The sequence below is a fragment of the Campylobacter jejuni genome, assembly GCF_001457695.1.
GTDB classification, from domain to species: domain Bacteria; phylum Campylobacterota; class Campylobacteria; order Campylobacterales; family Campylobacteraceae; genus Campylobacter_D; species Campylobacter_D jejuni.
Genome location: NZ_LN831025.1, coordinates 867269 through 887567, shown reverse-complemented (window position 1 = coordinate 887567; position 20299 = coordinate 867269). Strand labels below are relative to the sequence as shown.

Below are 20299 nucleotides of genomic sequence, written 5' to 3'. Positions count from 1 at the left end.
TTAATGGAATGTTATGTTTTTTACACATAATTCAATAAAAATTAAATAAATTATGTGTAAAATATTTCCGAAAAATTTTATTTTTAGGAAACTATGATGTTTAAAACTATAGGATTTAAGGTTTCTGCTGCAATTTTTGTGGTGTTGCTTATAAGTTTTATTGTAATGCAAGTGATTTTAAATTTGGACTTTAAAAATACTGCCAATAAAATGAGCAGGGCAAATTTAGATACCGTAAGTACTTCTGTTTTTCAAACAATGAGAATGGCTATGAATTTAGGAGATCCTGAAAAAATTAAAGAAGCCATTGAAGATGCAAAAAGTATAGAGGGTATTAGTGATATTAAAATTTATCCTTCAAAAGATACTATAGATCTTTTTGAGATGAAAGCCCCTCAAATTTCAAATGATAAGCGTATTATAGAACAATTTTCAAATCCTAAAATTCAAGCTTTAGAAGAAAATATAAATGGTGTTGTGCATTTAAGATTGATACGCCCTTTGATTGCAGATGAAAGTTGTGTTGCTTGTCATGCAAATGCTAATGTAGGGAGTGTGATAGGGGTTATGGATATATCGCATTCTTTAGAAGGTGTTCAAAAAGATATAAGCAAAACCAGTCAATCTTATATTATAATATTTACTATTGCTTTGATTTTTACCCTTTGTGTGGTTCTTTTAATGCTTAAAGTTGTTGTTGGAAAGCCCGTTTTAGAGCTTTTAAATCATGCTAAAGAATTAGCTCAAGGAAGTGGCAATTTAAAAGCTCGTATTTCAGTTAAAGGTCAAGATGAAATTGCTTTAGCTTGTGGATATATCAATCAATTTATTGAAAAAACTCACAAGGCAGTTAGCGGTGCAAGCCATAATTCAAAAAATGTAGAAAACAAAGCAATCTTTTAAATTCAAATGCTATTTCTTTAAGTGATATCAGTTCACAAAGTCATAAGCAAATAGATCAAAGTTTTAAACTTGGTGCAAATGTTGGCAATGAACTTGGAGAACTTGCTAGTTTGTCAAATAAGGCAAATAGTGCCAATGAAAAATCCTTTTTATTATTAGAGCAAATGCTTAAATCTTTGTTTAATGTTGCTAATAAAGTATCAACAGTATCCCAAAATGAAAATGAATTGGCCAAAAAAGTTGAAAACATGGTCAATCAAGCAGGTAATATACAAAAAGCAACTCAAATGATGGATGAGATCGCAGATAAAACCAATTTACTATCCCTAAATGCTGGTATAGAAGCAGCTAGGGCTGGTGCATTTGGACGAGGTTTTTCTGTAATTGCTGAGGATGTTAGGCAGTTGGCTCAGAACAGTGAAGAATTTTTGGGAAATGTAGCTCAAATTACAAAAGAGCTTTTGCAAAGTATTAATGAGGTTAGTGCAGAATTAAAGAAAAATGCTCAAAGTGTACAAGCTTTAAATGATGACACCGCTTTATTGGTTGATGATGCTAATGAGGTTAAATTATGTAACGAAGATGCTAGGGCTTTGGTAACTCAATGTACTGAAAAAATAAAAATTTCCCAAGAGAATATACAAAATTTACTTTCTCGTATGCAAGAAAATGTTGAAGTAAGTGAAAAGAATGAAGAAATTTCTAAAATTCTGCTTCAAGTTGCAGATGAGTTAAAAATAGTGTGTCATAATCTCGAAAGCGAACTTAACCAATTTCAAATTTAAAGGAATAAAATGAAAAAAACGCTTCAAATTGCATTAGCTGCAGCTTTTTTTGCAGGTTGTGCTAGTACTTCTGTTACTTCATCTACTTCTAAAGGTAATAATGAACTTGTACAAAATCAGCTTTTCAAAATAGAAAAAATTATAGTAAATGGCAAAACTTTTGATCCAAAAAACGCAGAGGAAAGTCCAAATATCAGTTTTGAAAATAATAAATTTTATGGTTATTCAGGATGTAATCGTTTTTTTGGTTCTTACCAAACTAAGGCGGATACTTTGCAAATCGAAGGTGATCGCGTAGCTTCAACTCAAATGCTTTGTCACCCAATGGATGTAATGGATTTTGAAAATTCTTTCCTTTCAAATTTCAAAGGAACTTTTAAAATTTCAAATGAAAATGGAAAACTTGTTTTAAGTAATGATGAAATGAAAGTCTTTTTTAAATAATACTCTAAAGCCTCGAAATATCGAGGCAATCTTCTTAAATTTGACAAAAGTCTAAAAAATGATACAATTATAATTTTATTATCAAAAAAGGTAGTTAAATGATAAAATCAATTCCTGAATGGAGTGAGCAAGAATACCTCATGCTTTCTTTACCCCATGAAAAAAGCGATTGGAATCCCTACTTAGAGGAAATTTTACAAAGTTATAAAGAATTTGTAAAAGTAGTGAGTGAATTTCAAAAAGTTTTACTTATAGCTCCTAAACAGAGTGATTTTGAAAATTTTAAAGATATAAAAAATGTAGAGTTTTTTAAATGTGATACCAATGATACTTGGATACGCGATTTTGGAGCTATAGATATAGTAGAAAATGATCGTTTAAAAGCTCTTGATTTTACTTTTAACGCTTGGGGAAATAAATTTCAAAGTGAGCTTGATAATGCTGTAAATTCTAAACTTTTTAAAGAAAAATTTAAAGAGGGGCTTAAAAAGGTGGATTTTATTTTAGAAGGAGGAAGCATTGACTTTAATGGAGAGGGTGTGATGCTTACAAGCTCTCATTGTCTTTTAAATGAAAATAGAAATTCTCATCTAAACAAAACTCAAATTGATATAAAATTAAAAGAAATTTTTGGCTTAAAACAAATTATTTGGCTAGAAAATGGTTTCATAAAAGGTGATGATACAGATCATCATATCGATACCTTAGCAAGATTTATAGATAAAAATACCATAGCACATTGCATTTGTGAAGATGAAGAGGATGAGCATTATTTGCCTTTACAAAAAATGAAAGAAGAGCTTAAAAAAACAGGTTTTGATTTAATAGAACTTCCTATACCTAAGCCTTTATACTATGAAGAAAGAAGATTGGGGGCGACTTATGCGAATTTTGTTTTTATAAATAATGCTTTAATTGTGCCTTTTTACAAGGATAAAAATGATGAAATCATAGCTAAAAGACTTTCTAAAGCTTTACCTAATCATAAAATTATAGGAGTAGATGCAAGAGTGTTTTTGCGACAAAACGGTTCTTTGCATTGTTCTTGTCAAAATCGTTTCAAAGGTTTAAGATGAGTTTGCAAAAAAAAGCAACTCTTGTGGCAAGTTTATGTGCTATTGTTTTAGCCTTGGTTAAATTTATAGTAGGCTTAACAAGTGGTTCTGTTGCAGTACTTTCAAGTGCGATTGATTCTTTAATGGATTTTGCTATTTCTGCTTTTAATTTTTTAGCTCTTAAAAAAAGTTCACAAAAGGCGAATGAAAATTATAATTTTGGTTTTTCTAAAATTGAAGCTTTAATGGGTTTGTTAGAAGGTGTTTTTATAGTTGGCGTGGGGATTTTTATTTTTTATGAGAGTATTTTAAAGATTTATTATAAAGAAGAAATTAAAGATTTAAATTCAAGCATCTATGTGATGATTTTTGCTTTAATTATGACTTTTTTTCTTGTACTTTTTTTAAATTATGTAGCTAAAAAAACCAAAAGTTTGATTATAGAAAGTGATGCTTTGCATTACAAAACAGATTGCTTAACCAATGCTTGTACTTTAGGGGCTTTGGTTTTGATTTATTTTACAAATTTACATATTATTGATGCTATTTTTGGGATAGTGATCAGTCTTTATACGGCGTTTTCTGCTTTTAAAATCATTAAAAAAGCTTTGGCTTTTTTAATGGATGAGGCTTTACCTAAGGAACAAGTAGATAAAATTTGTACTTTGATTTCTAATAATCCTGAAATAATTTCCTATCATGAATTAAAGACGCGTAAAACTCCAAGTTGTAATTATTTAAGCGTGCATTTGGTTTTTTGCCCTATAATTTCGCTTTTAAATGCGCATAAAATTTCAGATGAAATAGAAGAAGGTGTGCGTAAGATGTTTGAAAATGAAAAATGGGATATACAAATTCATTTAGATCCTTATGATGATGCAGAACAAGAAAGGCAAAGACAATGAAAATCGCTTTAATACAACAAAAATTTCACTCAAACAAAGAACAAACTATAAAAAAAACTTGCGAATTTATAGAAGAAGCCTCTAAACAAGGAGCTGAGCTTATTTGTTTGGGAGAACTTCATCAAAGTGAGTATTTTTGTCAAAGTGAAAATGTGGATTTTTTTGACTATGCTAATGATTATGAAAAAGATGTGAAATTTTGGGCAAATATAGCTAGAAAAAATCAAATAGTGCTTATTACTTCGCTATTTGAAAAACGAAGTGCTGGACTTTATCATAATACTGCAGTGGTTTTTGAAAAAGATGGTTCTATAGCAGGCAAATATCGCAAAATGCACATACCTGATGATCCTTGTTTTTATGAAAAATTTTATTTTACTCCTGGAGATTTGGGTTTTGAACCTATAAATACAAGTTTAGGCAAGCTTGGAGTGCTTATTTGTTGGGATCAGTGGTATCCTGAAGCAGCAAGAATTATGGCTTTAAAAGGAGCTGAGATTCTTATTTATCCCACGGCAATTGGTTGGTTTGATAAGGATAAAGATGAAGAAAAACAAAGACAGCTCAATGCTTGGCTTGGTGTTCAAAAAGGACATGCTATAGCTAATGGTTTATATGTAGTAGCTATCAATAGAGTAGGTTTTGAAAAAGATGTAAGCGGGGTAGAAGAGGGCATTAGATTTTGGGGAAATTCTTTTGTTTTTGACCCTCAAGGTGAAGAACTTTGTCTTTTAGATTCTCAAAACGAATGTGTAAAAATCATAGAAATAGATAAAAAAAGAAGTGAAAATGTGCGTCGTTGGTGGCCTTTTTTGCGAGATAGACGCATAGAATATTTTGCGGATTTAACTAAAAGATTTATTGATTAAAATCAATAATCTTATTTGTTTTGTATATTTTCAAGATAGCTTTTTATTTGCTCTTTTTCTTGTTCGTTTAAATTTATAAAACTTATTTCTTTAAGTCTTGATAAAAGCAAATTATCTTCTAAAATTTCATTTTTTCCTATTTCTAAAGAAGTGATGACGCTAGAACTTATGAGAAGTCTTTGGGTTGCATCTTTTCTTAAGCCCCATATATTATGTATGGCAATATTATTATCTGTAATTTGTCCTGCATAAAGCATAATATGTCCAGGTAAATAAAGTAAACTAAGATAAGCTTTCCCAAAGCGGTTTAAAAAATCTTTTTTTTGAGAATTACTAAGAGTGCTTATATCAAAATGATTAAAAGAATTTTTTTGTGCAGCTGAATTTCTTGGTAGATAAAGTCCAAAAGCTGAAAAGATATCACGAGTTAGTAAAGAACAATCTCTTTCAAAATTATAACCGCCCCAGCCATAAGGCAAATTTAAAACTTGTGAAAGTTGATTTTTTAAATTTTTATCATTGAATTGTAAAGGAAATTTAGATACATCTTTTTTAGAAATTTTATATTTTTTAGAACCTATTTTTCCATAAAAATAGTTTTTATCTTCTTTGTAGTAAGGATAAATAGCGCCAATTCTACTTTCAAAGAAAAATTTACCATCCTCGCTATAGATAGGAATTTTTTCTTTTAGCGGTGTGATAAAGTTGAGATTTTCATAGATTTTCGCTCTATCGTTTGAGAAAAATTCCAAATTTTTACTTTCAACAAATCCAAACCCAGCTTCACCTAAAACAAAAGCATAACGCTTATCTTTACTAAAATGTGAAATTAAGACAGGGGTTCCAGCATTTAAAATGCCATCGCTTGCATAGTCAAAAGGAATTCCTTCATTTTCAAAAAAAGGATTTTTTAAGATAGCTCTTTGGGTTGGAAGATTTTTAATGATTGTATTTTGGATAATCAAAGCTTTTTGATTAAGTTTACCGAATTCTTGGATATTTGCGTTATTTATAACGTTTTTAAACCATGAAAGTGGAATAATTTGTTTATTGAAAAAATAATAAGTATTTTTTGAATTTAAATATAAAGGAAAGGACCAAAAAATATTTTGTCCTTTGTAATTTTTAAATGAATCATGCCAAGGATTAAAGAAATATTTTTTATATCGTTTTACATCAAAATTAATATCGTAAGTAAATTGTGGCAAAATGCTTACATTTTGTTCGTATTCAAGTTTTGCATAATGTTTATTTTCATTTTTTTGTTCTAAATTTTCATGATGAAGTGAAGTTAAATTTTTTGTTGAACAAGCTGTTAAAAATAGCACTATAAAAGTAAAATATAAACAAGATTTCATAATCAACCTTTTAGAAAAAATAGTTATAATTAAAGCCAAGGAAATATAATGCTTGATAAACTAGAAAAAATTTTAGCTTATGATAATGTTTTTTTAAGTGGTGGTGCTGGAGTTGGTAAAAGCTTTTTGACAAATGAGCTTATCAAATCTTATAGAAAACAAAAAAAATTAGCCATAGCTCTTGGTTCTAGTGCTCTATCGGCGTTTAATATAGGCGGTGTTACTTTACACAGCTTTTTTTGTTTAGGGTATTGTGATGATATGATGAAATTAAGTGCATTGGATCGCAATCAAAAACAAAAAGAAAAATTAACAAAACTTAAAGAGCTTTTAAAAACGATTGAGCTTATTGTTATCGATGAAATTTCCATGGTTAGTGCAAATGTTTTTGAAATGATAGGCTTTAGACTTAAAAATTCTCAATTTAATGGAAAAATTTTAGTTGTTGGAGATTTTTTTCAACTGCCTCCAGTAATTAAAGAAAAAAAAGAAACTTTATTTAACCATTCTTATTATGCTTTTTCTTCATTTTTTTGGCAAGATTTAAATTTTAAGAATATTAAACTTTCTCAACCTAAAAGAACGCAAAATATGGAATTTTATAACCATTTATCTTTGATTAGACAAGGTTTTTTAGATGAAAAAATTTTAAGCTTTTTTGAATCTTTGCGAATTGATTATAAAGAATTAGAAAATTTAGAAGATGATTATACTTTACTTTGTGGTATCAATAAAAAAGTAAACAATATCAATCAAGAAAAATTAAGCAAGCTTGAGACCCCACTTGTATGCTTTAAGGCTCAGGTTAAAAAAGAAGATAAGAGAATAAAAGATGAAGAACTTGATTCTTGGGTTGGAAGCTTAAATATATTGGAAGAATTAAATATTAAAATAGGTGCTCGTATTATTTTTTGTGTAAATAATTGGGATAAGAATTATTATAATGGAGAGCAAGGCATTATAGAAGATATTCTTTATGAAGAGGAGAAAATTTATATTAGTATTATTAAAAATAATGGGATGAAAATTTTACTTGAACCTTATACTTTTTTCATGGAAGAACTTGAGCAATCAGGTAAAGATTTTGTTGTTAATATTCTTGCAAGTGTTACACAGTTTCCTATTAAATTAGCTTATGCTATTACTATACACAAATCACAAGGTATGAGTATTGAAAAATTAGTGTGTGATATTGATCATATTTTTGAAAATGGACAGCTTTATGTCGCTCTTTCTCGTGCTACAAATCCAAATACTTTAAAAATTTATTCTACAAAAAAGATAAATTTTGGATTTTATTTTGCTAATATTTTAAAAATAGATTCTAATGTGATCGAATTTTATAAAAAACATAATTTTTTAGATCTTGAAATACAAGAACAAATCATTTAAAGGCATTAAATGAAAAAAATATTTTTAAGTGTTTTTTTGGTTTTGAGTTTAAATGCTCAAAATCTTGAAATAGATAAAATAAGAACAGATTTGTATTCTAAAAGTGGGGCAAATGTTCTTAAAAAAGTTGAAATTTCTTTGGAATTTGATGGGAATAATTTAAAAGAAAATGAAAATAAGTTAATTGATGCTGTAAATACAGTAATTTCAGGGTTTTTTTATGAAGATATTTTTACAGAAATTGGAAAAAATAATTTTAAAAAAACTTTAGAAAAATTTTTAGATAAGAAATATAAGATTAAACTAGATGATATATATATCATATCTTTAAATGGAGTGGAAAAATTTGATTTAGAGGAGTTTAAACGCTTTTTAGAAAGCACTGAGGCTAAAGAGAAAGGTATGGGTAGCGAGGTAAAAAAAGTACTTGAAAACTTAGAAGTTCTTAAAACTCAAGTTCCTAGTGTTGAAAAGATCCCAACCCCTAGTGTTCCAAATTTAGAAGCCAAACAAGTTGAACAGCTTTTCAAAGATTTAGATGAAGAAAATAAAAATGACAATGGAGAAATCAATATAGATAATTTAAATACACCTAAAATGACTCCAGATATAGAAGAAAAAATTAAAAGAGATTTAATCGCCAATCCTCCACAAATATTCAAAGAAAATAATGCAAACAAGCCTTATCATTTGCCACAAACAGGCTATGATATAAAGCTTGATGAAAATTCAACGCAAAATTAGCGAACTATATCATAATTTTGCGGAATTTTTACCTTGAAAATATCGGAGTTGATTTTTGGATTTTTAATTTGATTGTTTAGATTGATTATAACATCATTTTCAAATTCATCTTTATAGGATATGCTTTGAATTTGCTCTTGATTGAGTTTAATTGTATAATTTATATTATCATATTTTGCTACAAGTTTATCTTTGTTTATAAGACTTGCTTTTTTGAAAATTTCATTAAGATTTGGAATGTTATCAAGATGAGAGAAAATGACTTGTTCTAGATCGTGCTCTACTATGGTTACTTGATTTTTGTTGATATAAATCTCTTTTTTACTAGGAGTATCATAACTCCAATATGCTTGATCTTTACTCAGTATAAAATGCCCAGAATAAGAAAGTGTAGAGTTTTTGGATTTCACTATTTGGGTAAAATTGCTTGAAAAGGTATTAAAATTAAGATCAAGGGCAAAAAGTTGTCCTATAAAAATAAAAAATATCAAGAATGTTTTTTTCATTTATTTTCCTTAAAAAATTATATTTTTTATATCATTCTAGCTAATTTTAATTAAATAATCGTTATAATGATAGTTTGAAAAATTTATAAAGGTTTAAAAATGTTTTTAAATACCTTAAAAGCCGTTTTTGGAACAAAAAATGATCGTGAAGTTAAAAAATACTTCAAGCGTGTAGCACAAATCAATGCTTTAGAAGGCAAATATCAAAATTTAAGCGATGATGAATTAAAAGCCGAATTTGCAAAATTTAAAGAGCAAATTTTAAGCGGAGAAAAAAATGAAAATGATATCTTAAATGATGTTTTTGCTATAGTTAGAGAGACAGGTAAGAGAACTTTAAATATGCGTCATTTTGATGTACAGTTAATCGGTGGTATGGTTTTGCACGACGGAAAAATCGCAGAAATGAAAACAGGGGAGGGTAAAACTCTTGTAGCGACTTTGCCTGTAGTTTTAAATGCTATGAGCGGAAAAGGCGTACATGTTGTTACGGTAAATGATTATTTAGCTAAAAGAGACGCTGAGCAAATGAGTGCGATTTATAACTTTTTAGGTTTTAGTGTAGGCGTGATTCTTTCTTCTCAAAACAGTGACATAGAGCACAAGCAAGCTTATGATTGCGATATTACTTATGGAACCAATAATGAGTTTGGTTTTGATTATTTGCGTGATAATATGAAATTTTCAAAAGTTGAAAAAGTTCAAAGAGAGCATAATTTTGTTATTGTAGACGAGGTAGATAGTATTTTAATTGATGAGGCAAGAACTCCGCTTATCATCAGCGGTCCTACAAATCGCACTTTAGATGGTTATATTAAAGCCAATGAAGTAGCTAAGCAAATGCAAAAAGGCGAAGCAGTTTTACCCCCTGCAAAACCTGAGGGTGATTTTGTAGTAGATGAGAAAAATCGTAATATTTTAATCACGGAAGCAGGTATTGCTAAGGCTGAAAAACTTTTTGGTGTAGAAAATTTATACAGTCTTGATAATGCTATCTTAGCACATCAGCTTGATCAAGCTTTAAAGGCGCATAATCTTTTTGAAAAAGATGTGCATTATGTTTTAAGAAATAATGAAGTTATCATCGTTGATGAATTTACAGGGCGTTTAAGTGAAGGACGTCGTTTTAGCGAAGGATTGCATCAAGCTTTAGAAGCCAAAGAAAATGTAAAAATTCAAGAAGAAAGCCAAACTCTAGCAGATATTACTTTTCAAAATTATTTTAGAATGTACAATAAACTTGCAGGTATGACAGGAACTGCGCAAACAGAAGCGACTGAATTTTCTCAAATTTATAGTTTAGATGTTATTTCTATACCGACAAATATTCCTATTAAAAGACAAGATAAAGATGATCTTATCTATAAAACTCAAAATGAAAAATTTAAAGCTGTAATTGAAGAGATCAAAAAAGCCAACGCCAAAGGTCAGCCTGTTCTTGTGGGAACTGCAAGTATAGAACGCAGTGAAGTTTTTCACAATATGCTTGTAAAAGAAAAAATCCCTCATCATGTTTTAAATGCTAAAAACCACGAGCAAGAAGCTTTGATTATCCAAGGTGCAGGTAAAAAAGGTGCTGTAACTATCGCTACAAATATGGCAGGTCGTGGTGTGGATATAAAAATCGATGATGAGATTAGGGCTTTGGGTGGGCTTTATATCATCGGTACAGAAAGACATGAAAGCCGCCGTATTGATAATCAACTTCGTGGTCGTGCAGGAAGGCAGGGCGATCCTGGAATAAGTCGTTTTTATCTAAGTTTAGAAGATAATCTTTTAAGAATTTTTGGCGGGGATCGTATCAAAAGCATTATGGATCGTCTAGGCATAGAAGAGGGCGAAAGCATAGAGTCAAGAATCGTTACAAGAGCGGTTGAAAATGCACAGAAAAAAGTAGAAAGCTTACATTTTGAAAGCAGAAAGCATTTGTTAGAATATGATGATGTAGCAAATGAACAAAGAAAAACTATTTATCGTTATCGCAATGAGCTTTTAGATGAAAATTATGATGTTAGAGCTAAAATTTCGCAAAATATCGCTGAATATAGTGCAAATGTAATGAATGATTATATACTTGATGAAAGCGGTTCTAATGTAAATTTTGAAAATTTGAAAGCAAAAATTTTATATGAATGTTCAACTCAGATTAGTGAAAAAGATTTTGAGAATTTAAGCGTCATTGAAATGCAAGATAAGCTAAGTCAAATTCTTGAAAATTCTTATAACGAAAAGATGTCAAGACTTGAGATTAAAGAATTGCGTAATATAGAGCGTATTTTATATTTGCAAGTTTTGGATAATGCTTGGAGAGAGCATTTGTATCAAATGGATATTTTAAAAACAGGAATAGGGCTTCGTGGATACAATCAAAAAGATCCTCTTGTGGAATATAAAAAAGAAAGTTATAATCTTTTCTTGGAGTTGGTTAATCGTATTAAATTTGATAGCATTAAACTACTTTTTAGCGTGCAATTTAATCAAGAAGAGGTACAAAATTTAGAAAATAAAGCCAATGAAGAAAATGAAAAGCTGCTTCAAAGCTCAGTAGAAATGGGTGCAAGCGAAGATAATCTTGGCGAAGCTGAGTTTAAAAAAGTTCCACGCAATGCTCCTTGTCCTTGCGGAAGTGGAAAAAAATTTAAAGAATGCCATGGAAAAAGTGGTCCTAAGCAAGGAATTTTAGCTTGAATAAAAGCGTTTTAAAATATTTACTTTTTAAATATTTAAGATTTGATAAAGAGCAACCCTTTATCAATCTTTCTATGCTTTTGGCCTTTTTAGGAGTTTGTGTAGGACTTTGCGTTTTGCTTGTAGCTATGGCAATTATGAATGGTTTTGATAAAGAATTTGAAAAACGCTTTTTTGTGATGAATTATCCTATTACTATTTTGCCTAAATTCTACGTTCCTGTAAATGATGAATTTATAGATGAGTTAAGAAAAACATTTCCAAATTTGTTATTTAGCCCTTATATAAGCACTCAAGTTGTTGTAAAGGGAGATAATCGTTTTGAAGGTGGTGTGCTTTTTGGCGTTAATTTTAATGATGAAAAAAAAATAAACGAAGTGGTTGCTAAAGCTTTAAAGGATGAGAATTTAAGTGGTTTTGATATACTTGTAGGATCAGCGCTTACCGATGAATTTGGTTTGCATAAAAATGACAAACTTTCACTTATTTTTTCAAATCTTAATCCTAGTGGATTTTCTTTAGTACCGCAAACTAAACGTTTTGATGTTAAAGCGCGTTTTACTTCAGGGCTTGCATTTTATGATAAAGCTTATATGTACACAGATGTTGATGCATTGAAGAAAGTACTTGGAATGCCTAAAAATCCAAATTATGATGGAATTCATGTATATAGCGATAATGCTTTTGAGGATGTTGAAAAAATTAAATCTTATTTAAAAGATGATTATGCTGTAGTAGGTTGGTGGGAACAAAATAAAAATTTCTTTTCAGCCTTAGAACTTGAAAAAAGAGCGCTTTTTATAGTGTTGATGCTTATTATTTTGGTTGCAAGTTTAAATATAGTAAGTTCTTTATTGATGATAGTAATGAATCGTCGCAGTGAAATAGCACTTTTACTTGCTCTAGGTGCAAGCAAAAATGAGGTAAAAAAGAGTTTTTTTGCCTTAGGTATGCTTATTGGTGGTGGCGGTATGATAGTGGGTATGGTACTTGCATTTTTTGCTTTATGGCTTTTGGGAAATTTTGATATTGTAACTTTACCTGCTGATGTTTATGGAACCAGTAAATTACCACTTGATTTGTCTTTAATGGATTTTTCTTTAACCATTGTGGGTGCTTTAATAATCATAGCTTTATCATCTTTTTATCCTGCAAAAAAAGCAACTCAAATTAATATTTTAGATACTTTAAGAAATGAATAAATTGTAATTTTGGAGATTTTTATTGTCTTTGTTTGCTCAAAAAAATAAGAATTTTAAACCTTTAAAACCTCTATCAAAGTCAAAAATAATCACTAATTTAATTCTTTTGATTTTATTTTTAATATTGTTTTGTTATTGTAGTTTTAGTATAAGTACTTATCATTTTGATTTTAGCACAATTGCGACCTATAAAGAAAAATTTCTTCAAGGTTTTTTAAATACTTTAATAATCAGTTTTTTTTCTTTATTGTTGAGTATAATTTTGGGTGGAGTTTTTTGTGCTTTTTCTTTAAGTTCGATTGTTTTTTTAAGATTTTTATCTACATTTTACATAGAGCTTATCAGAGGAACCCCTTTACTAGTGCAGGTATTATTGATATATTATATCATTGCAAATAATTTAGGACTTGATAATCGATATGTGGCTGGAGTTATTATTTTATCATGTTTTTCTGCTGCTTACTTAGCTGAAATATTTAGAGCTGGAATTTTAAGTATTTCTATATCTCAGCTTGAGAGCGCTAGGGCTTTAGGGTTAAAAGAGATTCAGGTTTTTGCGTATGTGATTTTTCCCCAAGCTTTAAAAAATATTTTAGCACCGCTGAGTGGACAATTTGCAAATTTAATTAAAGATAGTTCCTTATTAAGCGTTATTGCTGTAAATGAATTAGCCCAAAGTGCGCAAGAGATAAATTCTTATACTTTTGCTACTCTTGAAGCTTATGTAATTTTGGCTATTACATATCTTGTTTTGACTTTACCTATAAGTATATTTTCTCGTTATTTGGAGAGAAAATGCCAAAAATGATTTAAAAAAGCTTGACAAATAGAGCTAATTTTGGCATAATCACATTTTTATTTCAGAAAATGTCTCGTTAGCTCAGCCGGTAGAGCATCTCCCTTTTAAGGAGGGGGCCGTTGGTTCGAATCCAACACGGGACACCATTATAAAGGTCGCTTAGCTCAGTTGGTAGAGCGCCACCCTTACAAGGTGGATGTCATAAGTTCGAGTCTTATAGTGACCACCATTTTATAAAATCATAAATAGGTTTTATAATCTCTACTTCTTTACTTTGGATGCAGCGGTAGTTCAGCTGGTTAGAATGCCGCCCTGTCACGGCGGAGGTCGCGGGTTCGAGCCCCGTCCGCTGCGCCATCTTGTCTCGTTAGCTCAGCCGGTAGAGCATCTCCCTTTTAAGGAGGGGGCCGTTGGTTCGAATCCAACACGGGACACCATTTTTATTGTTAGGGTTATGACCCTTTCGTCTAGTGGCCCAGGACAACACTCTCTCTGTGTGGAAACAGAGGTTCAAATCCTCTAGGGGTCGCCAATCATAGGTCGCTTAGCTCAGTTGGTAGAGCGCCACCCTTACAAGGTGGATGTCATAAGTTCGAGTCTTATAGTGACCACCATTTTATAAAATCATAAATAGGTTTTATAATCTCTACTTCTTTACTTTGGATGCAGCGGTAGTTCAGCTGGTTAGAATGCCGCCCTGTCACGGCGGAGGTCGCGGGTTCGAGCCCCGTCCGCTGCGCCATCTTGCTTGGTAACAATTTTATAAGTATAATTTGCAAAATAATAAAAAATAGAGCTAAGGAAAAAAATGCTTATTATTGGACATAAATTATTAAAAAATTTAGATTTTTCTTTTATTGAAAGTGTTGAAGAAGTTAAAGATAATAAAGTTTATTGTATTGTTTATGATGAAAAATTGATTTCTTATTTAAGTCAAAATGATTTTGAATTTGCTATTTTAGTTCAAAATAAAGACGAGATATTTTTAGCCAATGCTTTAGGAGCTAAGTTTTTGCTTTGTAATGATAAAAAACTTGCAAAATTTGCTAGCAAGGTTGCAGAATTTTATGTTTTTGATAGTAGGGTTTTAATGATTGTTGATAAATTAGAGAATTTTAAAAAATTTTATAAATTAAAAATCGATGGAATTATTTTAAAAGATAATATAGATAATTTTCCTAAAAACTGATAAATTCTTTTGTAAAATAAGTGCTAATTGACGAGGTTTAAATAATGCAAAAAAAATCTTTTTTGAAAATTTACGGATTAATTCCTTTTTTACTTATAGCATTCATCAATGCTTTTGTGGATTTGGGACATAAAATTATTATTCAAAATACTATTTATAAGGCCTATGAAGGAAGTGAGCAGTTATTTTTAAATGCTATAGTTAATGCTTTGATTTTACTTCCTTTTATTCTTATGCTTTCTCCTTCGGGTTTTTTAGCGGATAAATATCCAAAAAATATTGTAATGAAAATTTCAGCAATTTTCAATGTTATACTCACTTTAATAATTTGCATTTGTTACTATAGCGGTGCTTTTTGGATGGCTTTTATTTTTACTTTTATAATGGGAGCACAAGCAGCACTTTATTCACCAAGTAAATACGGTTTTATTAAAGAACTCGTAGGAAAAGACTTTCTTGCTATGGGTAATGGTGTAATTAATGCAGTAAGCATTATGGCAATCTTAGCAGGAATGGCTTTGTTTTCTTTAAGTTTTGAAAGTCTTTATAGTTCTGCATATAATCAAACAGATGAAATTTTAAAAGAAGTAGCGCCTTTAGGAATTGTGCTAATTTTATTTTCTTGTATCGAAGTATTTTTTGCGTGTCGTTTACCTAAGCTCAAACAAATAAATAAAGATTTAGTTTTTAATAAAAAAGATTATATCCGTGGAAAACTTCTAATAAATAATCTTAAGCTTGTTTTTAAAAATAAAACTATTTGGCTTTGCATAATAGGAATTTCATTTTTTTGGGCTATATCTCAACTTTATCTTGTCAGCTTTCCTGTCTTTGCTAAAAATGAACTTTTTATAGAAAATACTTTTTATGTGCAAATTTCACTCGCTTTTTCTGGTATAGGAGTGATTTTAGGCTCTTTAGTAGCTGGTAAATTTTCAAAAAATTATATAGAACTTGGATTTATTCCACTTGGTGCATTGGGTATGTTTTTAATGGCTTTTTTAATGCCTTATTTTATAAGTTTATTAAGTTATAGTTTTTTATTTTTCTTTTTTGGATTTTGCGGAGCTCTTTTTATCATTCCTTTAAATACTTTAATCCAATTTCATGCCAAAGAAAATGAATTGGGACAAATTCTTGCAGGAAATAATTTTTTTCAAAATATTGCCATGTTAGGATTTTTACTCTTAGCAACTTTATTTGCAAAATTTGAAATCAATGTGGTTTATTTGTTTTATTTTATTACTTTAGTAACCTTTATAGGAAGTTTTTATATACTTTTAAAACTTCCCTTTTCTTTAGTGCGTATACTTTTAAGCATAGCTTTTTTGCAACGATACCGCTTGCTTGTAGAAGGTTTTGAAAATATACCAGAAAAAGGTGGAGCTTTGCTTTTGGGTAATCATATTTCTTTTATTGATTGGGCTGTTGTACAAATGGCAATTCCAAGAAAAATTTATTTTGTTATGGAAAGAAGTATTTATTCTAAATGGTATATTAAATTTTTTCTTGATAAATTTGGCATTATTCCCGTATCAAGCACGGGAAGTAAGACGAGTTTAGAACTGATAGCAAAGCATATTAAAGAAGGTAATTTGGTTTGCTTATTTCCTGAAGGTACGCTTTCAAGACATGGACAATTAAATGAATTTAAAGCAGGATTTGAATTAGCTTGTGAATGTTTAAGTGAAGATGATGGAAAAATTATTCCTTTTTATATAAGAGGGCTTTGGGGTAGCGCTTTTTCAAGAAGCGATGAAGAATTTTCAGCAAGAAACCGCACTTTAAATAAAAGAAAAATTGCTATAGCTTTTGGTAAAGCCATGCCTTTGCATTCTAAAAAAGATGAAGTTAAAGCTAAAGTTTTTGAACTTTCTTTTATGGCTTGGAAATCACAATGCGAAGCTATGCATACTATAGCAAGAGCTTGGATAGATACAGCTAAAAAAAATCTAAATCAAATAGCTATTATCGATACACTAGCTGGAGATATTTCTTATAGAAAAATGTTGACTCTTAGTTTATTTCTTAATTTTTTTATTAAAAGAAAATCCAAAGAATTAAACATTAACCTTCAGCGTGGAAGTTACGCTCCTAAAGAGGAAGCTATAGGAATTTTACTACCTGCTTCTTTTGCAAGTTCTTTAACCAATCTATCTGTTTTAATCGCAGAAAAAATTGCAGTAAATCTTAATTTCACTGCTGGAGAAAAAGCTTTAAAAACAGCTATAAAAAATGCGCAAATTTCACAAATTTATACTTCTAAAACTTTTTTAGAAAAATTATCAAATAAAGGTATAAACCTAAATTTCGATACAAATATACATTTAATTTATTTTGAAGATATTGTAGAAGATTTTAAAATGCAAAAAACTAAAATTTTTAGCATGATGCTAGCAGTTAGTATTATACCTAGTTTTATACTCAAAACCATTTTCACTCCTTCAAAAAACAATCTTGCCATAGCAGCTATTTTATTTAGTAGTGGAAGCGAAGGTTCTCCAAAAGGTGTTATGCTAAATAACCGTAATATTTTAAGCAATATAGCACAAATTTCTGATGTGCTTTGCACAAGAAATAATGATGTCATTCTCTCATCTTTGCCACCTTTTCATGCTTTTGGACTTACAGTAACTACGTTTTTGCCTTTGCTTGAAGGTATTAAAAGTATCACTTTTGCAGATCCAACTGATGCTTTAGGGATTGCCAAAGCTGTTGCTAAAAATAATGTCACTATTATGTGTGGAACTTCAACCTTTTTAGGAATTTATGCAAGAAATAAAAAGCTTGATGCTTTAATGTTTGAAAGCTTAAGAATAGTTGTATCAGGTGCTGAAAAACTAAAAAATGAAGTAAGAACTGCTTTTGAAATGAAGTTTAAAAAAAGCATTTTTGAAGGTTATGGGGCTACGGAAACCACACCTGTAGCGAGTGTAAATTTGCCGAATCGTTTTGATGCGGATTATTGGCTTATACATCGTGCCAATAAAGAAGGAAGTGTAGGAATGCCTCTACCTGGAACTGCGGTACGTATTGTTGATCCAAATAATTATGAAAATTTAAAAACAAATGAAGATGGACTCATACTTATAGGCGGTCATCAAGTTATGGTAGGCTATCTTAATGACAAAGAAAAAACCGATGAAGTGGTTAAAGAAATTGATGGCATAAGATGGTACAACACGGGAGATAAGGGACATTTGGATGAAGATGGTTTTTTATATATTGTCGATCGTTATTCTCGCTTTGCAAAAATTGGCGGAGAGATGATTTCTTTGGGTGCAATAGAAGAAGAAATTGCCAAATTTATAGACACTGAAGTGGTTAAATTTTGTGCCACATCTTTAGAAGATGAGAAAAAAGGGGAACAAATTGTTTTACTCATAGAATGTAATAATGAAATTTTTGAACGAGTATGTGAGGCTATAAAAAATTCTAATATACCTACACTTTTTAAACCTAGATATTATTTTCAAATAGAAAAAATTCCCCTCCTAGGTTCAGGAAAAGTTGATCTTAAAAAAGTTAAAGAATTAGCTAAAAATTTAGCCATATAATTTGAGCTTATAGCAAAGTCCAAATTAAAATTGGCATAGAAACAAAAGCAAAAAGAACTCCAAAGGCTACAGCACTTACGGCTAAATTGCTATCTAGTTTAGCTTTCATTACCATAGCTCCTGCTAAGGTCATAGTAGGAGCTGCGCTTTCTATAATAGCAACGATGGTAGAATCTTTTAATTCTAAATTAAATATTTTCAAACAAAATACAAAAAATAAAGGAGCTAAAATCATTTTAGCAAAGATGACAACTACTGTAGGTTTGTAAGAGGTTTTAATCGCCATAAAGCCAAGTCCTAAACCTATAGCAAAAAGTGCAACAGGGGTTGCAGAGGCACCAAATAAACGAATAGGAGAGAAAATAAATTCAGGTAAAGTAATCAATTTACACAAAAAACCAAAAAGCAAAGCTAAAAAAGGTGGAAAACTAAGAATTTTTTTAACATTAGTAAGCAAACTGACTTTTTCTCCATTTCCCAAAGAAAGTATAAAAGGTCCAAAAAGTGATATAGGTAAAGTTGTAGCTAAAGCATCGTAAAATATAACTTCAGCGCTAAATTGTGGGTCATTAAATACACCAGCAACAATAGGCATACCCACAAATATAGTATTTCCAAAACAAGAAAGCAAAAACATACTGACTAAAGTTACTTTAGAAAAATGAAAAACTTTTCCAATAAAAATAGCAAAAAAGGCTGCTAATATACAGCTAAACAATCCAATAAAAATAAAAATAATCAATGAAAAATTAAAATTTAAATGATATGCTTTATCGAAAATCAAACAAGGTAAAGCAAAAATAATAGCAAAATCTAAAAAAGTCCTAGCTTGTTTTTGCTTTAAAACGCCAATTCTTTTGGCAAAATATCCGCCTGCAAGTAAAATAAAAATTGTAAATAATGGTATAAAAACAAACATTGAATAATTCTTTTTAAGGGATGTTTTTTGAAAACGGATAGAATTATATTCTTTATACTTAAAAAAAATCTTAATATTTTTTTATTTTTTGTAACTTTAAGAAATTGTAAGTTGAAATTTGATTTTGAATAGTTAGTATTTTAAGCTGAATGATTATAATTTTAAATAATGGTGCGGTTTAATCTTAATTAAAATACTATATATTGTATTTAGAATGATATAAAAACAATAAGTTAATATAGCTTTTGTTTTTAATTTTTGAATATTTTTAAACTTATTTAGGCAGAGATCATCTACTTTAGTTATTTTTTATTTTTAATATTCACGCAATAAGACAGATTTATTTTGAAAGTTTATCTTATTGCTTTTCTTATTTTCACTGTGCATCATTTGAATTTGAAATTATTTTTTCAATTTCTTTAAGGTTGTATAGCGGTTTTTTCACATTTGCACTGATTTTGTATTTTTTAATAATAAGGTTTCAAATAGCTCGGTATCTATTGATAAAAGTGCCAAATATTCAATGAACAAGGACGCCCTCAGCTTGGAAAAGGGTGGGGTAGTGCGGAAGGTCCGCAATGCAAAGGCTTCACTCCTGAAGAATTTCAAAAATTAGATTTTAGCGAAATTGATTTAAGTGAATTCATTGCTGATATTGTAGGAAGTTTTGACACAGGAAAAATACAAGCTGATTCTGTGAAAATACAAGAAAAGATTCAAAACAATATCGAGAATGCAACAAAAAACCTAAAAATTAAAAAAGAAAATAAATCAATAGAAAGGAAGATAGGGTTTAGTTAAAAGTTTGTTTAGTGTAAGCCAAAGGGATTATCCTAAACCCTGCAAAAGCAGGGGATACTCAATAAGCCTTGACATAGCAAAGCATTAAGAGTATAATTATAAGGATAATTTTTGTTAGCATTAAGCTCACCTCCCTTCTGGGCGGTAAATTAACGCTAAAGGGTTGCAGCCCTTTGGCGTTGC

14 protein-coding genes, 7 tRNA genes and 2 pseudogenes are annotated in these 20299 nt (G+C 29.8%); 20 read left to right on the top strand and 3 right to left on the bottom strand.

Annotated features, from left to right (window positions below; translation table 11 throughout):
• The first annotated feature begins 96 nt into the window (after nucleotides 1–96).
• The 5 genes and pseudogenes from AT682_RS10055 (at nucleotide 97) to AT682_RS04565 (ending at nucleotide 4961) form a co-directional block, all read left to right on the top strand.
• A pseudogene (locus AT682_RS10055) lies at nucleotides 97–1688 on the top strand (methyl-accepting chemotaxis protein).
• A 9-nt stretch (nucleotides 1689–1697) separates the two neighbouring features.
• Nucleotides 1698–2132 (top strand): META domain-containing protein, encoded by a 435-nt coding sequence (locus AT682_RS04580; protein ID WP_002882791.1) that lies wholly within the window; start codon nucleotides 1698–1700, stop codon nucleotides 2130–2132.
• 98 nt (nucleotides 2133–2230) lie between these two features.
• Nucleotides 2231–3208, top strand: coding sequence for an agamatine deiminase (locus tag AT682_RS04575; RefSeq protein ID WP_002882792.1), 978 nt, complete (start codon nucleotides 2231–2233; stop codon nucleotides 3206–3208).
• Nucleotides 3205–4092, top strand: coding sequence for a cation diffusion facilitator family transporter (locus AT682_RS04570; protein ID WP_002853697.1), 888 nt, complete (start codon nucleotides 3205–3207; stop codon nucleotides 4090–4092). The genes AT682_RS04575 and AT682_RS04570 overlap by 4 nt, the downstream gene beginning before the upstream one ends.
• Complete coding sequence (locus tag AT682_RS04565; RefSeq protein WP_002882793.1) at nucleotides 4089–4961, top strand: N-carbamoylputrescine amidohydrolase; 873 nt, start codon at nucleotides 4089–4091, stop codon at nucleotides 4959–4961. Before AT682_RS04570 ends, AT682_RS04565 begins: the two co-directional genes overlap by 4 nt.
• Before the next feature lie 11 nt (nucleotides 4962–4972).
• On the opposite strand, the gene AT682_RS04560 is transcribed toward AT682_RS04565, so the two are convergent.
• Nucleotides 4973–6319, bottom strand: coding sequence for an SH3 domain-containing C40 family peptidase (locus AT682_RS04560; RefSeq protein ID WP_002882794.1), 1347 nt, complete (start codon nucleotides 6317–6319; stop codon nucleotides 4973–4975).
• A gap of 48 nt (nucleotides 6320–6367) precedes the next feature.
• On the opposite strand from AT682_RS04560, the gene pif1 reads away from it, so the two are divergent.
• Both pif1 and AT682_RS04550 read left to right on the top strand, forming a co-directional pair.
• Nucleotides 6368–7711, top strand: a complete 1344-nt coding sequence (pif1, locus tag AT682_RS04555; protein WP_002882796.1) for an ATP-dependent DNA helicase Pif1 — start codon at nucleotides 6368–6370, stop codon at nucleotides 7709–7711.
• Between the two features lie 9 nt (nucleotides 7712–7720).
• Nucleotides 7721–8455, top strand: coding sequence for a hypothetical protein (locus AT682_RS04550; RefSeq protein WP_002882797.1), 735 nt, complete (start codon nucleotides 7721–7723; stop codon nucleotides 8453–8455).
• Here AT682_RS04550 and lolA read toward each other — a convergent pair.
• Nucleotides 8452–8961, bottom strand: coding sequence for a LolA-like outer membrane lipoprotein chaperone (gene lolA, locus AT682_RS04545; protein ID WP_002882799.1), 510 nt, complete (start codon nucleotides 8959–8961; stop codon nucleotides 8452–8454). The genes AT682_RS04550 and lolA overlap by 4 nt on opposite strands.
• A 99-nt stretch (nucleotides 8962–9060) precedes the next feature.
• Here lolA and secA point away from each other — a divergent pair, with 99 nt between their 5' ends.
• The 12 genes from secA (at nucleotide 9061) to aas (ending at nucleotide 18396) form a co-directional block, all read left to right on the top strand.
• The gene (secA, locus tag AT682_RS04540; protein ID WP_002882801.1) at nucleotides 9061–11649 is read left to right on the top strand and encodes a preprotein translocase subunit SecA; all 2589 of its coding nucleotides are present in this window, start codon (nucleotides 9061–9063) and stop codon (nucleotides 11647–11649) included.
• Nucleotides 11646–12851, top strand: a complete 1206-nt coding sequence (locus AT682_RS04535) for an ABC transporter permease (protein ID WP_002882802.1) — start codon at nucleotides 11646–11648, stop codon at nucleotides 12849–12851. Before secA ends, AT682_RS04535 begins: the two co-directional genes overlap by 4 nt.
• A 22-nt stretch (nucleotides 12852–12873) precedes the next feature.
• Complete coding sequence (gene glnP / locus AT682_RS04530) at nucleotides 12874–13659, top strand: amino acid ABC transporter permease (protein WP_002882803.1); 786 nt, start codon at nucleotides 12874–12876, stop codon at nucleotides 13657–13659.
• Between the two features lie 61 nt (nucleotides 13660–13720).
• Nucleotides 13721–13796, top strand: a tRNA-Lys gene (locus AT682_RS04525).
• Nucleotides 13797–13803: 7 nt separating this feature from the next.
• Nucleotides 13804–13879, top strand: a tRNA-Val gene (locus AT682_RS04520).
• Between the two features lie 51 nt (nucleotides 13880–13930).
• Nucleotides 13931–14007, top strand: a tRNA-Asp gene (locus AT682_RS04515).
• Nucleotides 14008–14011: 4 nt separating this feature from the next.
• Nucleotides 14012–14087 (top strand) — tRNA-Lys (locus tag AT682_RS04510).
• A 19-nt stretch (nucleotides 14088–14106) separates the two neighbouring features.
• Nucleotides 14107–14182: transfer RNA gene (locus AT682_RS04505), tRNA-Arg, on the top strand.
• Nucleotides 14183–14188: 6 nt separating this feature from the next.
• A tRNA-Val gene (locus AT682_RS04500) sits at nucleotides 14189–14264 on the top strand.
• A 51-nt stretch (nucleotides 14265–14315) separates the two neighbouring features.
• Nucleotides 14316–14392 (top strand) — tRNA-Asp (locus tag AT682_RS04495).
• A gap of 66 nt (nucleotides 14393–14458) precedes the next feature.
• Nucleotides 14459–14839, top strand: a complete 381-nt coding sequence (locus AT682_RS04490; RefSeq protein WP_002853267.1) for a hypothetical protein — start codon at nucleotides 14459–14461, stop codon at nucleotides 14837–14839.
• Nucleotides 14840–14883: 44 nt separating this feature from the next.
• A complete protein-coding gene (aas, locus tag AT682_RS04485; RefSeq protein ID WP_002883739.1) occupies nucleotides 14884–18396 on the top strand; it encodes an acyl-[ACP]--phospholipid O-acyltransferase in 3513 nt (1170 codons plus the stop codon).
• A gap of 7 nt (nucleotides 18397–18403) precedes the next feature.
• Here aas and AT682_RS04480 read toward each other — a convergent pair whose 3' ends face one another.
• A complete protein-coding gene (locus AT682_RS04480) occupies nucleotides 18404–19315 on the bottom strand; it encodes an AEC family transporter (protein ID WP_002883741.1) in 912 nt (303 codons plus the stop codon).
• A 513-nt stretch (nucleotides 19316–19828) separates the two neighbouring features.
• Between AT682_RS04480 and traN the strand changes: the two are divergent.
• Nucleotides 19829–20116: pseudogene (traN, locus tag AT682_RS09200) on the top strand (conjugal transfer protein TraN); the annotation flags it as partial.
• Nucleotides 20117–20299 lie beyond the last annotated feature (183 nt).

Coding starts and splice junctions, on each gene's coding strand:
- AT682_RS04575 (WP_002882792.1), top strand. CDS start 2,231: ATGATAAAATCAATTCCTGAATGGAGTGAGCAAGAATACCTCATGCTT.
- AT682_RS04565 (WP_002882793.1), top strand. CDS start 4,089: ATGAAAATCGCTTTAATACAACAAAAATTTCACTCAAACAAAGAACAA.
- AT682_RS04560 (WP_002882794.1), bottom strand. CDS start 6,319: ATGAAATCTTGTTTATATTTTACTTTTATAGTGCTATTTTTAACAGCT.
- aas (WP_002883739.1), top strand. CDS start 14,884: ATGCAAAAAAAATCTTTTTTGAAAATTTACGGATTAATTCCTTTTTTA.
- AT682_RS04550 (WP_002882797.1), top strand. CDS start 7,721: ATGAAAAAAATATTTTTAAGTGTTTTTTTGGTTTTGAGTTTAAATGCT.
- AT682_RS04480 (WP_002883741.1), bottom strand. CDS start 19,315: ATGTTTGTTTTTATACCATTATTTACAATTTTTATTTTACTTGCAGGC.
- AT682_RS04490 (WP_002853267.1), top strand. CDS start 14,459: ATGCTTATTATTGGACATAAATTATTAAAAAATTTAGATTTTTCTTTT.
- pif1 (WP_002882796.1), top strand. CDS start 6,368: ATGCTTGATAAACTAGAAAAAATTTTAGCTTATGATAATGTTTTTTTA.
- lolA (WP_002882799.1), bottom strand. CDS start 8,961: ATGAAAAAAACATTCTTGATATTTTTTATTTTTATAGGACAACTTTTT.
- AT682_RS04580 (WP_002882791.1), top strand. CDS start 1,698: ATGAAAAAAACGCTTCAAATTGCATTAGCTGCAGCTTTTTTTGCAGGT.
- secA (WP_002882801.1), top strand. CDS start 9,061: ATGTTTTTAAATACCTTAAAAGCCGTTTTTGGAACAAAAAATGATCGT.
- AT682_RS04570 (WP_002853697.1), top strand. CDS start 3,205: ATGAGTTTGCAAAAAAAAGCAACTCTTGTGGCAAGTTTATGTGCTATT.